Origin of the sequence: Pseudomonas sp. URMO17WK12:I11 (assembly GCF_007677725.1) — a bacterium.
Lineage (GTDB): Bacteria > Pseudomonadota > Gammaproteobacteria > Pseudomonadales > Pseudomonadaceae > Aquipseudomonas.
Window position 1 is genome coordinate 153780 of sequence record NZ_VEDF01000010.1, and the last position, 15775, is coordinate 169554.

12 protein-coding genes and 4 pseudogenes are annotated in these 15775 nt (G+C 63.7%); 10 read left to right on the plus strand and 6 right to left on the minus strand.

Features of this window, described 5'->3' with window-relative positions; genetic code table 11:
• Window positions 1–107: 107 nt before the first annotated feature.
• Window positions 108–590: a glutathione peroxidase gene (locus FS665_RS18925; protein ID WP_145191842.1), complete on the plus strand. Its 483-nt coding sequence runs from the start codon at window positions 108–110 to the stop codon at window positions 588–590.
• Window positions 591–678: 88 nt separating this feature from the next.
• Window positions 679–1782, plus strand: a complete 1104-nt coding sequence (locus FS665_RS18930) for an NADH:flavin oxidoreductase (RefSeq protein WP_145191845.1) — start codon at window positions 679–681, stop codon at window positions 1780–1782.
• On the opposite strand, the gene FS665_RS18935 is transcribed toward FS665_RS18930, so the two are convergent.
• The gene (locus tag FS665_RS18935) at window positions 1751–2962 is read right to left on the minus strand and encodes a glycosyltransferase family 1 protein (RefSeq protein ID WP_145191848.1); all 1212 of its coding nucleotides are present in this window, start codon (window positions 2960–2962) and stop codon (window positions 1751–1753) included. The two genes, FS665_RS18930 and FS665_RS18935, sit on opposite strands and share 32 nt — an antisense overlap.
• Before the next feature lie 246 nt (window positions 2963–3208).
• Between FS665_RS18935 and FS665_RS23975 the strand changes: the two are divergent.
• Both FS665_RS23975 and FS665_RS23980 read left to right on the plus strand, forming a co-directional pair.
• Window positions 3209–3847: pseudogene (locus FS665_RS23975) on the plus strand (PAS domain-containing protein); the annotation flags it as partial.
• Window positions 3848–4075: 228 nt separating this feature from the next.
• Window positions 4076–4435: pseudogene (locus FS665_RS23980) on the plus strand (methyl-accepting chemotaxis protein); the annotation flags it as partial.
• 52 nt (window positions 4436–4487) lie between these two features.
• On the opposite strand, the gene FS665_RS18945 reads toward FS665_RS23980, so the two are convergent.
• Window positions 4488–4877 carry a hypothetical protein gene (locus FS665_RS18945; protein WP_145191852.1) on the minus strand — a complete coding sequence of 130 codons (390 nt, stop codon included), beginning with the start codon at window positions 4875–4877 and terminating at the stop codon, window positions 4488–4490.
• A 324-nt stretch (window positions 4878–5201) separates the two neighbouring features.
• Here FS665_RS18945 and FS665_RS18950 point away from each other — a divergent pair, with 324 nt between their 5' ends.
• Window positions 5202–5993 (plus strand): hypothetical protein, encoded by a 792-nt coding sequence (locus FS665_RS18950; protein ID WP_145191854.1) that lies wholly within the window; start codon window positions 5202–5204, stop codon window positions 5991–5993.
• A gap of 43 nt (window positions 5994–6036) precedes the next feature.
• Here the strand turns inward: FS665_RS18950 and cysZ are convergent, their stop codons facing one another.
• Complete coding sequence (gene cysZ, locus FS665_RS18955; protein ID WP_145191857.1) at window positions 6037–6765, minus strand: sulfate transporter CysZ; 729 nt, start codon at window positions 6763–6765, stop codon at window positions 6037–6039.
• Between the two features lie 329 nt (window positions 6766–7094).
• On the opposite strand from cysZ, the gene trxB reads away from it, so the two are divergent.
• Complete coding sequence (trxB, locus tag FS665_RS18960; protein WP_145191860.1) at window positions 7095–8057, plus strand: thioredoxin-disulfide reductase; 963 nt, start codon at window positions 7095–7097, stop codon at window positions 8055–8057.
• A gap of 54 nt (window positions 8058–8111) precedes the next feature.
• On the opposite strand, the gene nadC is transcribed toward trxB, so the two are convergent.
• Window positions 8112–8960 carry a carboxylating nicotinate-nucleotide diphosphorylase gene (gene nadC / locus FS665_RS18965; RefSeq protein WP_145191863.1) on the minus strand — a complete coding sequence of 283 codons (849 nt, stop codon included), beginning with the start codon at window positions 8958–8960 and terminating at the stop codon, window positions 8112–8114.
• A gap of 247 nt (window positions 8961–9207) precedes the next feature.
• Here nadC and FS665_RS18970 point away from each other — a divergent pair, with 247 nt between their 5' ends.
• The 3 genes and pseudogenes from FS665_RS18970 to ampE all read left to right on the plus strand — a co-directional run.
• The gene (locus tag FS665_RS18970; protein ID WP_145191866.1) at window positions 9208–11361 is read left to right on the plus strand and encodes a DUF1631 domain-containing protein; all 2154 of its coding nucleotides are present in this window, start codon (window positions 9208–9210) and stop codon (window positions 11359–11361) included.
• 89 nt (window positions 11362–11450) lie between these two features.
• Entirely contained in the window at window positions 11451–12023 is a 573-nt protein-coding gene (gene ampD, locus FS665_RS18975) for a 1,6-anhydro-N-acetylmuramyl-L-alanine amidase AmpD (protein ID WP_145191869.1), read from the plus strand.
• A pseudogene (ampE, locus tag FS665_RS18980) lies at window positions 12020–12658 on the plus strand (regulatory signaling modulator protein AmpE); the annotation flags it as partial. The gene ampD and the pseudogene ampE, both read left to right, overlap by 4 nt.
• Window positions 12659–12717: 59 nt before the next feature.
• Here the strand turns inward: ampE and FS665_RS23985 are convergent.
• Window positions 12718–12909, minus strand: a pseudogene (locus FS665_RS23985) (hypothetical protein); the annotation flags it as partial.
• 1361 nt (window positions 12910–14270) lie between these two features.
• Between FS665_RS23985 and FS665_RS23990 the strand changes: the two are divergent.
• Window positions 14271–14975 carry a methyl-accepting chemotaxis protein gene (locus FS665_RS23990; protein WP_371921295.1) on the plus strand — a complete coding sequence of 235 codons (705 nt, stop codon included), beginning with the start codon at window positions 14271–14273 and terminating at the stop codon, window positions 14973–14975.
• A 21-nt stretch (window positions 14976–14996) separates the two neighbouring features.
• On the opposite strand, the gene FS665_RS18990 is transcribed toward FS665_RS23990, so the two are convergent.
• Complete coding sequence (locus FS665_RS18990; protein WP_145191878.1) at window positions 14997–15773, minus strand: TatD family hydrolase; 777 nt, start codon at window positions 15771–15773, stop codon at window positions 14997–14999.
• Window positions 15774–15775: the final 2 nt, after the last annotated feature.

A 15775-nucleotide genomic window follows, 5' to 3' on the forward strand; every position in this document is an offset into this window, starting at 1 on the left:
GACCAGCCGGCATGCCTCCCACAGGGGGGCGCGCGGCTCGGACGGGCGCCTTTTTAGTGGGCGCCATTCGCCACCGCGGCAACCGTGAACCTGAGAGGGCAATGAGCATGAGTGCATTTCACGAGCTGACGTTGAAGGCGCTGAACGGAGAAGACCTGCCCCTGGCGCCGTTCAAGGGCCAGGTGCTGTTGGTGGTCAATGTCGCCTCCAAGTGCGGGCTGACGCCGCAGTACGCTTCGCTGGAAAAGCTGCAGCAGCAATACAAGGGCAAGGGCTTCAACGTGCTTGGCCTGCCTTGCAACCAGTTCGCCGGGCAGGAGCCGGGCAGCGAGAAAGACATTGAGGAGTTCTGCAGCCTGAATTATGGCGTCAGTTTTCCCCTGGGGGCCAAGCTCGAGGTCAATGGGCCGCAGCGCCACTCGCTGTATCGCCTGCTGGCCGGCGAGGGGGCCGAGTTTCCTGGCGACATCAGTTGGAATTTCGAGAAATTCCTGGTCGGCAAGGATGGCCGAGTGCTCGCGCGCTTTGCGCCACGCACGGCGCCGGATGATCCAGCGGTGCTGCAAGCGATCGACAAGGCGTTGCTGTAAGGACGAATCACTCCTATCAATAATGCTGGGCTTGCGTACCGCCAGCCCCTAGGCTCTGGCGCATCGCCCATTCAAGCGGAAGCCCCCCATGCCCAGCAACGCACTGTTCCAGCCCGTCACCCTCGGCGCACTGCAATTGCCGACCCGCGTGGTCATGGCACCGATGACCCGGACTTTTTGCCCTGGCGGCGTCCCGCATGCCGGTGTGGTGGAGTATTACCGGCGGCGTGCTGCGGCAGGTGTCGGCTTGATCATCACCGAAGGCACTACGGTCGAGCACCGCGCCGCCAACGGCTATGCCAACGTGCCGCGTTTCCACGGCGAGGATGCGCTGGCAGGTTGGCAGCAGGTGGTTGAGGCCGTGCATGCCGAAGGTGGGCGCATCGTGCCGCAGTTGTGGCATGTCGGCGCGGTGCGTCGCTTGGGCACCGAGCCGGATGCCAGCGTGCCGGGCTACGGTCCGAGCGAAAAGGTCAAGGACGGCCAGGTGCTGGTTCATGCCATGACCCACGAGGATATCCGTGAAGTGATCGCCGCGTTCGCCCAGGCGGCGCGTGACGCCAAGGCCATCGGCATGGACGGTGTGGAAATCCATGGCGCCCACGGTTACCTCATCGACCAGTTCTTCTGGGCTGCCAGCAACCGTCGCAGCGACGAGTATGGCGGGGATCTGGCCGGGCGCTCGCGCTTTGCCATCGAACTGATCCAGGCGGTGCGGGCTGCGGTCGGGCCGGACTTTCCGATCATCTTCCGCTTCTCGCAATGGAAACAGCAGGACTACAGTGCCCGACTGGTGGATACCCCCGAAGCGCTGGCGGCGTTTCTGGCTCCGCTGTCCGCCGCGGGCGTGGACATCTTTCACTGCTCGACGCGACGCTTCTGGGAACCTGAATTCCCAGGCTCGGTGCTCAACCTGGCGGGCTGGGCCCGCACGCTGACCGGCAAGCCGACCATCACTGTGGGTAGCGTCGGGCTCGACGGCGAGTTTTTGCAATTCATGGTGGATACCGACAAGGTTGCCCAGCCTGCGAGTCTGGAAGATTTGCTGCGCCGGCTCGACGATCAGGAGTTCGACCTGGTGGCAGTTGGCCGGGCCTTGCTGGTGGATGCCCAATGGGCGCAGAAGGTGCGCGATGGACGTGAAGCGGAGGTCTTGCCGTTCAGCCGCGAGGCGTTGGCGAACCTGGCTTGATGGCAAGCGCCGCGCCTGCCGCCAGTGGCGCCCGTGCGCTCTGGTGGCAGGCGGCCAGCAAGTACGACTCGAACTGTTCGACGACCGCCGGCCAACTTTGGCGACTGGCGTGCTGCCGGGCGTTCAAGCGCACCCGGCGCAGTGTTTCGCTGTCTTCGAGCAGCCAGCAGGCGGCTTCGATGAATGCACGGTGATCGCCTGGCATGGCCAGCGCCCCGCTGTGACCGGGGCTCACGTGCTGGGCGGCAGCGGCTTGATCGTAGGCCACCACTGCCAGTCCCGACGCCATGGCCTCGAGCACCACGTTGCCAAAGGTTTCATGCAGGCTCGGAAACAGGAACAGGTCGCCGCTGGCGTAGTGTTCGGCAAGTGCCTCGCCGGTTTGCGCGCCGCAGAACAGCGCGTCTGGCAACTGGCGTTGCAAGGTGGCGCGATAGGACCCATCGCCCACGATGACCAGCCGCAGTCGCCGCTGCGCAGACTGGTGTTGCAAGGCGTGCCAGCATGGCGCTAGCAGTGCCAGGTTTTTCTCCGGCAACAGTCGACCGACGTGCAGCACGGCGATGTCCTTAGCGCCAAGGCCCCAGCGCTCGCGCAGGGCCTGGCTGCGACGGCTGGGGTTGAACAGTTGCGCATCGACCCCTCGGTCCAGCACCGACACATGCTCGAAACCGCGCCGTTGCAGGGCCAGGCTCAGGCTGACGCTGGGCACCAGGGTGGCAGCGCTGCGCCGATGAAACCAGCGCAGGTAGTGGGTCAGCACGCGCACCAGCGCGCCCAGGCGCAGCTGGTCGCACACGCGCGGTACGTTGGCGTGATAGCCACTGACCACGGCAATTCCCAAGCGCCGTGCGGCACGCAACGCGCTCAGGCCCAAAGGCCCTTCGGTGGCGATGTACAGCACGTCGGGACGCTGCCGGCGCCAGCGGCGCGTAAGCGTATGCATGGAAACAGCGCCCCACTGCAGCGCTGGGTACCCCGGAAGCCGCCAGCTGCGGCAGAGCAATAGCTCGGGCCCTGCGCGCATGGCCTCGTCGCAATGGCGGGTCCGCACAATTTCTACCCGATGGCCGCGCCGACGCAGCCCTTCGCTCAGTTGCGCAAGGGTGTGGGCCTCGCCGCCCATCTGCGCAGGGGCGGTTTCAATGACCAGGGTGATGCGCAGCGCACGTGTATTCATCGGTCAAGTGTCGATCTGCACGGTTGCGGACACATGACCACTGCATGACGCTGCGATGACGCCGGCCAGCTTTCTTTCGCGCCGGTACTCAAGCGGCAGGCGCTGCAGCCGATGAAGAAGCATCCGAATCGGCAGATGCGCTCCGGGAGAGCGGTGATGTTCAACAACAAGCTCAAGAAAGAAATCCAGCAACTGCGTGAAGAGCTGATGGCCGTCGAGCAGGTCAAGAACAGCCTCGACAGCGAGATGCTGGTACTGCAGCTCGACCCCCAGGGCTGTATCGAGCAGGTCAACGGCAATTTCGAGAGCGAAATGCACTACCGCGCCGAGCAGCTGATAGGGCGCAACATCGAAGACATCGTCCCGGCACATGTGAAGAAACTCGACTTTTATCAGCGCATGAAGCACGCCATCACCCGTGGCGAGCACCTCAACGGTGCGTTCCGCCTGCTGCGGGGCAACGGCCAGGAAGCCTGGCTACGCTCGATTCTGCAGCCGGTGAAGAACGCCCAAGGGCAGATCTGCTATTTCACCCTGCATTCGAGCGATCTGACTCGCACCATTGCCGCCTCGCGTGAACATGAAAGCCTGATCAAGGCGTTGATGCGCTCCACCGCGGTGATCGAGTTCAACCTCGATGGAGAAGTGCTGACTGCCAACGAGCGCTTCTTGCACACCATGGGCTACAGCCTCGAGCAGTTGCGCGGCAAGCATCACCGGATTTTCTGCGAGCCGAGCGAAGCCAACGCTGCCGGGTATCAGGCCTTCTGGGAAAAGCTGCGGCGCGGTGAGTTCGTTGCCGACCGCTTCAAGCGCCTGGATGCCCATGGCCGCACGATCTGGCTCGAAGCTTCCTACAACCCGATCTTCGACGCCCATGATGTGCTGTACAAGGTGGTCAAGTTCGCTACCGTGATTACCGATCAGGTCAACCAGGAACAGGCGGTGGCGCAGGCCGCAGACATTGCCTACACCACCTCGTTGGAAACCGACGGCTGCGCCCGCCGCGCCACCGAAGTGGTGACCCAGACGGTAGAGGTGATGCGTGGGCTGGAAGGCTCGATGCAGAACGCGGCCGAAGGCATCCAGGCACTGGACAAGCAGTCCAAGGTGATTGGCGCGATCATCAAGACCATCAGCGATATTGCCGGGCAGACCAACCTGTTGGCGCTCAATGCCGCCATCGAGGCGGCGCGCGCCGGCGAGCAAGGCCGCGGCTTTGCCGTGGTCGCCGACGAGGTGCGGCAACTGGCCTCGCGGACCAGCAGCGCGACCGAGGAGATCGCCAAGGTGGTGCAGCAGAACGAGCAGTTGGCCCAGGCGGCGGTGGACATCATCGACACCAGCAAGCGCCAGGCCGAGCAGGGCCTGGCGTTGGCGGCCGACACCGGTGGGGTCATCGTCGAGATTCGGGACGGGGCGAAAAAGGTGGTGGACGCGGTAGGCCAGTTTTCCAGCCAGTTGAGCCTCTGAGGCCGCGGCGAGCGAAAAGGGCACAGCACAGGCCCTTCCCGCCCGCTAGCGATCAGCCGGCTTGCTCTGTTTGCTTGATATGCCGATAGACCTGCGCGCAGGCCTCATTGACTGCCGCCAGGTCGATCTGCAGGTGGTATTGCTCGCTATTGACCCCACGGGCGCCGAAAATCCCACCCATTGGGCCGATGCCAGGGGCTTCGCTGTTGAGCACGGCATCGACCAGCAGTTCGATCAGCGGCTGGCTGTAGTTGACCTCCCCGCTGTCCGCATCCCACGTGGTGTAGTGCAGCCGCTCGATCGGCTCATCGATCCCCACGGCTTGCAAGGCCTCGCGCAGGCGCCATTTGACCCGCTGCTCGGCGATCGCCGACCCCTGCAAGTGCTCAGGGATTGCGGACAGGTCGATGAAGTCTTTGGCCTCGACGTCAGTGAATTCCATGGTTGCGCTCCAATGCTAAGGGGCCCTGGGAGTAGGGCCGGGGACTGATTGGAAGTCATCGATGAACCGTAAAGGCTCTATTTATGTACCCCTGCGTGGTGCAATCAGGCGCCGCTGCCATGCAAACCGCTGAACCTCATCAGGGCTTGCGCACGATCGTTTCCAGCCTATCAGCTTGCTAAAGAGACATTTCCTACAGCGTTCTCAGGAATCTCCTAGGTCACTCCATGATGTGATTGCCCTCCACAGGCTAGGCAGGGGACGCCTTTTGCAATTCAGGCATAACCCGTCTGCCCTCCACATCAGAGAGGATTTATGCAGACCATGCTGGATTTGATTCACAACGCAACGCTACAGGCCTGGATCTGGGGGCCGTTGATGGGCGTTATTCTCGGTGCGCTGTTCGCAGGGTTGACCAGCGCTCCGACGGTCAATGCTCCCGTCACAGTCAGCCAGACGAAAAACGTCTATCTCACCAAGGTGATCGTCACCGATCCGCGCACGTCCTCAGGTGATGATGACAAGGGCACCATGGTCATTTTGATCGGTGCCGGTTTGGGCTTGGCCTTTTTGGTATGGAAATATGCAGTCCACTTCGACGAGGTGCACAATGGTTTGATGGGGCTGCTGTTGACATTGCTGGCCTTCAGCTTGACCACAGCCGTGGTGTCCTTTTTCAAAGGGCAATTCACCTCGAGCAGCTGGGCGTTGTACATCGCCGCACCCTGTTCGATTCTGGTAGCGTGCGCAGCGCTGCTGTCATTGGCGAGGGTATCCTTCGATCCTGCCCTGACCCCCCTGGCTACTCAGCATACCTTCTTGAGTTTCTACACCCAGGGCCTGTCGTCCTACGGGCAGATCTTCATGATGTTCCAGGTATTGGGCGTGGCGTTGATCTTTCTCGTCATGGTATTTACCGGAGTCGCCTTGCTTCATTACCTGGCGCTGATGAATCAACGCAGCTACAGCCCGCTGCAAGGTCTGTGGATATTCTTGACCGGGCTGACCCTGGCGTTTTCGGGGGCGCGCTGGTTGTTCGTGATGGCCTTGTTGCTCGGTTTGAGCGCCTTGTTGATTGAGCCAGGCCTGATGACCAATTGGGTCACGCAACGATAGACCCATTGCCGTGCACGGGGCTGCTCACCAGCCCCTGGTCGAATCAGCCGCGCTCGCGCACCCAGAACAACGTCGCCCCCGCCACCGCCGCCGGCATCATCAGCACGTTGACCACCGGGATCAGCAACGCCAGGTAGGTGATGCCGCCAAACCCCAGGGACTGCCAGCGTTTCTGACGCAGCCAGGCGAGCATGTCCTGCCAGCTCATCTTGTTGTTGTCGGCCGGGTAGTCGATGTACTGGATGGCCATCATCCACACCCCGAACAGCAGCCACAGGGGGGCGGCGATCACGTTGACCACGGGGATCAGCGACAGGATGAACAAACCGATGGCGCGTGGCAGAAAGTAGCCCAGCTTGCGCATTTCGCGGCCGAAAGTGCGCGGCACCATGGCCACCAGTTCGCCCCAGCTGAACGCCGGGAACGGGTCTTGTCCGCGGACCACCACCTCGACCTTTTCTGCGAGAAAACCGTTGAACGGCGCGGCGATGACGTTGGCAACCAAGGTGAAGGTAAAGAACACCATCAGCACCAACAGGGCGACGAACAGCGGCCAGAGGATGTAGGAAAGAAAGCTTAGCCAGTCGGGTAGCGTCGGCATCAAGGCATCGAGCCAGAGGCTGAACTGATGGCCGGCGAAGTAGATCAGGCCACCAAACAACAGCAGGTTGATCGTCAGCGGCAGCAGCACGAACAGACGCAGACCTGGGCTGAGCACCAGTTTCAGGCCCTCGCGCAGGTACTGGGGGCCGGAGAGGACAGGGCTTGGCATCGGGATACTCCGCATAATGGGGAAACGCGCTGACCTTACCGAGTTTGTGACAGCGACGAAAGGCGCATGCACGCTGAGACATGGGTCGTAACAAAGCGCGCAACCCATGCAAGAGGACGCTGGGGCGGATAGAGGTTGCCTATGAGGTGGATTGTCGAAGGATATTTCCTTAATCTTTGCCTCCTCGCTACAGTGCGCTCAAGTTTACGGTTCAAGGACCTGCGCGTTGTAGCCTTCCCCAAGTGCTGCGTGGGTCCTTTTTAAATTGCAGCTGGCGCAGCCTGGCACAGTGATGCCGGGGGCTGCGGCCAGCTCGACAGGAGTTCGACATGTCTGAAGTACGTCATTCGCGCGTCATCATCCTCGGTTCCGGCCCTGCCGGTTACAGCGCTGCGGTCTATGCCGCGCGTGCCAATCTCAAGCCGTTGCTGATCACCGGCATGCAGGCCGGTGGCCAGCTCACCACCACTACCGAGGTCGACAACTGGCCGGGCGACCCCCACGGGCTGACCGGCCCAGCCCTGATGCAGCGCATGCAGGAACACGCCGAGCGTTTCGAGACCGAGATCGTCTTCGACCACATCAATGCTGTCGACCTGGCCAACAAGCCCTTCACCCTGCAGGGTGACAGCGGCACTTACACCTGCGACGCGCTGATCGTCGCTACCGGTGCCAGCGCCCGTTACCTGGGTCTGCCATCGGAAGAAGCGTTCATGGGCAAGGGCGTATCGGCCTGCGCGACCTGCGATGGCTTCTTCTACCGCAACAAGCCGGTGGCCGTGGTCGGCGGTGGCAACACGGCCGTCGAAGAGGCGCTGTACCTGGCCAATATCGCCAGCAAGGTGACCCTGGTGCACCGCCGTGAAACCTTCCGCGCCGAGAAGATCCTGGTCGACAAGCTCAACGCCCGTGTCGCCGAAGGCAAGATCGAACTCAAGCTCAACGCCACCTTGGACGAAGTGCTCGGTGACAACATGGGTGTGACCGGTGCACGCCTGAAGAACAACGATGGCAGCAGTGACGAAATCAAGGTCGACGGCGTATTCATCGCCATTGGCCACACCCCGAACACGTCGCTGTTCGAAGGTCAGCTGACCCTCAAGGACGGCTATCTGGTAGTCCATGGCGGCCGTGAAGGTAACGCCACCGCCACCAACGTCGAAGGCGTGTTCGCCGCAGGCGACGTGGCTGACCATGTCTACCGTCAGGCGATCACCTCCGCCGGCGCCGGCTGCATGGCGGCACTGGACGTCGAGCGCTACCTGGACGGTCTGGCCAACGCCTCGTTCTGATCGAGGTACAAAAAACCGGCCGCCCTGGCCGGTTTTTTCATGCCTGGTATTTGCTTACAGACTCAGACGCATCGACAGGTCCACCGCCTTCACATCCTTGGTCATCGCACCGATGGAAATGTAATCGACGCCGGTTTCGGCGATTGCTCGCAAGGTGTGCTCGTTGACCCCGCCGCTGGCCTCCAGCTTGGCTTTGCCAGCGGTGATCCGCACCGCTTCGCGCATCTGCTCATGGCTCAACTCGTCGAGCATGATGATATCGGCTCCGGCCTCCAGCGCCTGGCGCAGTTCGTCCAGGCTTTCGACTTCGATTTCCACCGGTTTGCCAGGGGCGATGCGATGGGCTGCGGCCACGGCTTCGGCAACCCCGCCGCTGGCGGCAATGTGGTTTTCCTTGATCAGGAAGGCGTCGTACAGACCGATACGGTGGTTGTCGCAGCCGCCACAGGTGACCGCGTATTTCTGCGCCAGGCGCAGGCCGGGCAAGGTCTTGCGGGTGTCGAGCAGGCGCACCGCAGTGCCCTCGACCAGGTCGGCCAGCGCCCGTGCCCGGGTGGCTACACCTGAGAGCATCTGTAGAAAGTTCAGCGCGCTCCGCTCGCCGGTGAGCAGCGAGCGTGCCGGACCTTCCAGGTGGAACAGCGGTTGATTGGCCATGGCCCGCTGGCCGTCGACCACCTGCCAATGCACCGCCACGCGCGGATCGAGCTGGCGGAACACTGCGTCGACCCAGGCCGTGCCTGCGATCAGGCAATCTTCGCGGGTGATGATGGTGGCCTTGGCCAGGCGCTCAGCCGGGATCAGTTGCGCGGTAATGTCGCCGCTGCCGATGTCTTCGAGCAACGCGCGGCGCACGTTGGCTTCGATCTCGGCGGTCAGGTCGGCAAGGCGTAGATTCGGCATGGTGGACTCCACAAGCTAGGTGCCGGCGATTATAGGGCAGGGCAGCCGCGCGGGGTACCGCCACGAGGCGACTGACCTTTGGTCAGTCCGAGTGAGCATAAGCTGTTGAATTAAGGTCAGTAGCGGGTCAGATAACAGTGCTGGCGGCTGTCACATTTTTTATCGATAATGGCGCCCAACATTTGGCGTCATAGCTTTGACGAAACAAACGGTTTTCTCGTTCAGCTCACCCTACAAGGAGTCAGGGATGCTTAAAGAAGGCAAGGTGGTGCCCCTGGCGGCCGCCATCGATCGAGGCCAGCGCGCGCCGTTGCCTTGCCTTCCGGTATTGCTGCTACAGGTTCGTGACAACGCTGCCTTGCAACTGCGCCAAGGCTTGCAGGCTTTGTTCGACAATGCCGATGACACCCTGTTCGAGATGGCCGATCGCGCAACCGAGCGCTTCGACCAGAATCTGTACTTCGAGGCCATGCGCGACCTGCGGTTGAAACGCAAGAGCATCGAGCGCGGTTTTCTCGATACCTTCTATGAAGCCTTCTCGCAGATGGGACACTACGACCCCCTGGTGCAAGCGGCGAACAGCGATCTGCGCAACCCGTCGCAGCTCGAGCGGGCGGTCGCCATCGATGGCATGGTCGCGCGGGTGCTGTCGCGTGATGGGGTGGCCCTGCAGCAGCTGACCGTGCGCCTGCATTATGTGCTCGAGCGCACCTTCGACGAGCAGCGCAACCCGCTCGGGCCGGCCGCCTTGTGCGGTTATTTCCTCGATGCCGGGCGCAACCTGGGCGTGGGCCTGCGGGTCAAGCTGGTGCTGCTCAAACTGTTCGAGCGCTATGTGTTGCGCGACATCGACCTCTTGTATGCCCAGGCCAACCAGCTGCTCGCGGCGGCTGGCGCCTTTCCGGAGTTGAAGCCGGCGCCGTGCCGACGTGCCGAGGACCGTCGCCTGAAAGCGCGGCGGGTAGCTGCTGCTCGCGCGTCGGCCGGCGTCGGCGCAGACACGGCTGGGCGAGCGTTCATGCGCTCGCTGGAAAGTGCGCTGGCGCCTTACCGTGGCCAGATCGCGCCGCGCGTGCAAGCCGTGGCGTCGGCCGAGCCCATCAGCACGGCGGACCTGCTGCGCCTGCTCTCGCACTTGCAGCACTACGTGCCCGCCAGTGGCGAGGATGAAGACTTCGAGCTGGGCCAGCAACTGGAGCAGCTGCTGTTGCGCGTCAGTGTGCGCAGCGGTACACGCCGGCGCATCGCCTGTGCCGACCTGGACGTGATCAGCCTGGTGGGGCTGTTGTTCGCCTTCATCGAGGCCGATGACAACCTGCCGCAAAGCCTGCGCGCGTTGATCATGCGCCTGCATATACCGGTGCTCAAGGTGGCATTGCTGGACAACAACCTGTTCAGCCGGGCCAGTCATCCGGTCAGACGCCTGATGAACGAAATGGCCGCAGCAGCCTTCGGTTGGGAAACCGGCAATGACGGATTGCGCGATAGCCTGCACCTGCGCGTAGAGCGGATCGTGCAGCGCTTGCTCAGTGACTTCGGTGAAGACCCCGCGCTGTTCGCCGAACTGTTGGAAGATTTCCTCGCGTTCAGTCATGACGAGCGCCGGCGCAACGAACTGCTCGAGCAACGCACGCGCGATGCCGAGGAGGGCCGCGCGCGCGCCCTGCAGGCCCGGCAACAGGTGCAACAGGCGCTCAACCAGCGCCTGCGTGGGCGTAGCCTGCCGCAGGTGGTGGTGCAGATGCTGGTGCAGTCCTGGAGCCAGGTGCTGTTGATGGCCTGGCTCAAGCATGGCGAGTCTTCCAGTGCCTGGCAGCAGGCCCTGGCGACCATGGACAGTCTGTTGGCCAGCATCGCCCCCCAGCAGCACCCGCAGCGCCTGCTGCAACAGGTGCCGGGCCTGCTCAAGGCCCTGCGGGACGGCCTGGCCAGCGTAGCGCTGGAGTCGGCAGCCACCCGCGAATTCTTCATGCACCTCGAGCAATTGCACCTGCGCGCCTGTGGCGCCAGCGAGTTGCCCGCGGGCAGTGCCGAACTTGCCGAGGTGTTGGTGGCCGATGACGTGGTGCTGGCGATCGCTGACGAGTCTGCCGGCCTGCCGGTCGGCCTGCATGATGGGCAGGCAGCGCAATTGCGTCTGGTGCAGCGCTTGCGCATCGGCAGTTGGGTAGAATTGCTCGACGATGACGAGCCGCTGCGCTGCAAGCTGGTGGCGCGGGTCGACAGCAATGACCGGCTGGTGTTCGCCAACCGTACCGGCATGAAAGTTCACGAATGCACGGCGGCAGGCCTTGCGCAAGCGCTGCGCCGAGGCGAAGCGCGACTGCTGGATGACGGCTTGTTGTTCGAGCGCGCGCTGGTCTGCGTGCTGGCGGGCCTGCGCCAACAGTCGGCGCCGTGAGCCGGCGCCCTTACAATCATTCACATGCACAGTGGTCAGCAGCCAAGGCATACTCGGGCCTTGTACCTGCGCCGCTCAGGATTTGCCCCATGCTATTGGACCGAGCCACTGGCTGGTTCCACGGAACCGGCATCAGCCGCTGCCCGTCGCCGAATTACAACGCCCGCCCGCCAGGCGAGACGGTTTCGCTGCTGGTGATCCACAACATCAGCCTGCCGCCAGCCTGCTTCGGCACGGGCAAGGTTCAGCAGTTTTTCCAGAACACGCTGAACCCCGATGAGCATCCCTACTTCGCCAGCATCAGCCACCTGACCGTGTCGGCGCACCTGTTCATCGAGCGCGACGGCGGCGTCACGCAATTCGTGTCATTGCACGACCGTGCCTGGCACGCAGGTGTTTCCAGTTTCGAGGGGCGCGAAGGCTGCAACGATTTTTCCATCGGCATCGAACTGGAAGGCACCGACGAGCTGCCCTACAGCGACGCCCAATATGCCGTGCTGCAGCGCCTGACGCGGCAGATCCAGGCGGCCTGTCCGGCCATCGACGTGGCACGCATCCAGGGCCACAGCGACATCGCGCCGCAGCGCAAGACCGACCCTGGCCCGGCATTCGACTGGTCGCGCTATCGCCAGGCTTTGACCGACAACGAGGACAACCCATGAGTTTTCTGGTGCTGCTGTTGGCGCTGTGGATAGAAAAGTTCTCGGCCCTGCGCCATCAACTGCAACGCGACGGCTTCTTGCGCGCAGAATTGGCGCGTCTGGAGCGTACGGGCAAGGTCGAGCCTTGGTGGATACTGACCTTGCTGGTAGTAGCGCCGCTGGCGCTGCTGGCGTTGCTGCTGCATGTGCTCGAGCCGGTGGCCTATGGCTTGCTGGCCTTGCCGGTGCATCTGCTGGTGCTGATCTACAGCCTGGGGCGCGGCGATGCCAAGGCTGCCCTTGGACCTTACCGCGATGCTTGGCGACGCGGCGACGAGCAAGCTGCGCGGGACGTGGCCGCGCGCGACCTGGGCCTTGAGGCCGATGACCCACAGGCGCTGCTGGTGCGCGTGCAGGGGCATCTGTTGTGGCAGGCGTATCAGGGCTTTTTCGCGGTGATCTTCTGGTATTTCGTGTTGGGCCCTCTGGCCGCGCTGGCCTACCGGCTGGTGGCGCTGATCGCCGAGCATGCCGGGCAACCCGCCGTGCAGCTGCAAGCAGCGCGATTGCGCCACATTCTGGACTGGTTGCCGGTGCGGGTGCTGGCGGTGAGCTTCGCGCTGGTCGGCAATTTCGTCGCTGTCATGCGCGTCATGCTGCACGAGCTGCTCAATGGGCGGATCAGCGCGGCGCACCTGGTGACCAAGGTTGGCCGCATCGCCGATGACAGCGCGCCACAAGAGACTAGCCAGCGTGCACTTGCCGGGCTGGACAGCCTGTGGGATCTGCTCTTGCGCAGCGCCGTGCTCTGGTATGCGGCCTTCGCGTTGTGGACGGTGCTGGCCTGATCGGCAGCCAGGCGCGCGATTAACCTTAAGTTACAAACCTCCGATTCGATCTGCGCTATACAGGTGGCCCAGTGCTATCTCTGCAGAACAACAAGAATCCAGGAGGTGCCCCGTGCAGCGCTTGCTTGACCCGGCCATCGCACTGATGAATCGGCTGAGCTTCGGTCAGAAGTTCAGCCTCATCAGTGTGTTGTTTTTCCTGCCCATGTTGACCACCAGCGTCTATCTGGTGCGCGACGCTTACCAACAGTTGCACAGCACGCGCAGTGAGCTGCGCGGCATCGCTGCGTTGAGCGCCAGCGTGCGCCTGCGCGCCGAGCTTGAGGAACTGGGCAGCCTGGTGCAGATCAATGCGCTGCTCGGCCAGTCCGGCCAGTCCGGCGATCTGGATACCCGTATCACCCAATCCCAGGACCAGGTGCAAGCGCAACTCACTGCCCTGCAAGACGATGACGCAGTGGCTCAGGCGCAGCTTGCCGAGCTCTCGGCTGCCTTCACCAGCGCGCGGGCCGAGTCGTCGCTGCAGAACAAAGCGGTGCAGCTCGACAGGCTGCTGGTCCAGGCGCAGCGACTCGGCCGGCAAGTTGCCAGTCAGTCAGGGCTGAGCCAGGACGCCCAGGCCTCGCTGCGCCAGCTCAGCGAACTGCTGGTGGTCGCCACCGCTACGGTGACCCAGACCCTCGGCGAGGGCCGCACCTTGGGCGCCATCGCATTGGGCAGAGGCTTCATCGATTCGACCGGCAGCGCGCGCTTCGACGATCTGCTGCAACGTCTGGAGCGATTGGAGGCGGATTATCGGTTGCGGCTTGACGAGGCCCTCGGGCGAGGCCTCGAGGCCGATACGGCAGTGTCCCGCGCTGCCCAGGCCAGCCTGGCCACGGTCGCGCAAGCGGCAGGCGTATTCGAGGAGCAGGTCGTCGTGGCGCAGACCTTGGATACCCCATGGCCACGGTTCTACCAGCAGGTCAGCGAGCTGCTGGTGCCGACCGAGCACTTGAACGATGCGCTGCTGGCGCAGCTGCGCGACCAATTGCAGATACGCCTGGACCACCAGCGCCTGCGCATGCTGGCCCTGGCTGCGCTGCTAGGCGGTGTGTTTGTGCTGATCGTCTACCTCTACGGTGGCTTCTACGCCTCGACCCGCACGACCCTGCGCGGCTTGGGCACGGCCATGGGCCAAGTGGCCGCAGGCGACATGACCGTCAGCTTCCGAGCGCGCAGCCGCGATGAGCTGGGCGCGCTCGGCGAGGATTTCAGCGAAACCGTGCGGCGCATTCGAGGGCTGATCGATCAGGTCGGGCAGACGGTGACAGCTGTCGAATTGCAGGCCGGGCAGGTGCTGGCAGTGTCAGCACGCAGCAACCAGGCCATCGGCGGGCAGCGTGAGCAGATCGAACAAGTGGCCACGGCCATGAGCCAGATGAGCGCCACCGTGCAGGCGGTGGCGCGCAGCGCAGCGCTGGCAGCCGATGGGGCGCAGCAGGTGAATCTCGAGAGCGCCAATGGCCGCAGCCTGGTGCAAGGCCAGCAGGACAGCATCGGTCGGCTTGCCGGCGAAATCGACAGCAGTGTGCTGGCGATCAACCGCCTGGCAGACGACAGCCAGGCGATCGGCCAGGTACTGGAGGTGATACGCGGTATTGCCGAGCAGACCAACCTGCTGGCCTTGAATGCGGCCATCGAGGCGGCGCGCGCCGGTGAACAGGGACGCGGTTTTGCCGTGGTGGCCGATGAAGTGCGCACCTTGGCCCGGCGTACGCAGGACTCTACTGCGCAGATCGCGCAGATGATCCAGCGCTTGCGCGAAGGCGTGGCGCAGGCGGTGCAGGCCATGGCCGGTAGTCACCAGATGGCCGCGAGCACGGTCGATGAAGCGCAGCAGGTGCAGCAGGCGCTGGGCACTATTCTTGGCGCCGTGGGTGGGATCGTCGAGCAGAACCAGCAGATTGCCGCCGCGGTCGAGCAGCAGACCGCCGTGGCGCATGACATCGACCGCAACCTTGTGGCGATCAACCTCGCCGCCCAGGACACCAGCCAGGGCGCTTGTCAAACCGAGGACGCCAGCCGCGCCTTGTCGCAACAGGTGATGGAGCTCAAGCGCTTGATCGGTGCGTTCAGGGTGTAGCGCGGTGGCGGCGCTGCACGGCTACCAGCCAAACAGGGCGCAGGCATTGCGAGTGCTGGCCTGCGCCAGCGCGTCGGCGTCGACGCCCAGCAATGGCGCCAGTGCTTGCGCGATCGCCGGCAGGTGCTCGGGGCTGTTGCGCTGGCCGGCGAACATGGCCGGGGCCATGTCGGGCGCATCGGTTTCCAGGACCAGGCCCTCCAGTGGCAGGCGCGCGAGGGTCTTGCGCAGCCGCAGTGCCTGCGGCCAGGTCGCGGCGCCGCCAAGGCCCAGGCGAAAACCCAGCTTGAGGTATTCACGCGCCTCTTCGTAACTGCCGGCGAAGGCGTGGATCACGCCTGCCCGTGCAGGTTTGTAGCGCTTGAGGGTGGCAATCACCTGGGCATGGCTGCGGCGCACGTGCAGCAAGGACGGCAGCTCGAACTCGCAGGCCAGTTGCAGCTGCGCCTCGAACAGGGCCTGCTGGCGCGCTCTGTCCAGGCCCTCGAGGTAATAGTCCAGGCCGTACTCACCGACCGCGCAAAGCCGCTGAGCGCCGTGCAGGCGCTCGAGCCACTGGCGCAGTAGCGCCAGATGCTCAGGCTGGTGCTGGTCCAGGTACACCGGATGCAGGCCCAATGCCGCGTAAACGTTATCGTGCGTACGAGCCAGGTCCCAGACCCGCTGAAGATTGTCTGCATGAACGCCTAGCACCACCACACGCTCGACGCCGGCGGCAGCGGCGTGGGCCAGCACCTGGCTGCGGTCGGCATCGAAGTCGGGGAAGTCCAGGTGGGTGTGCGTGTCGATCAAGCGCATGG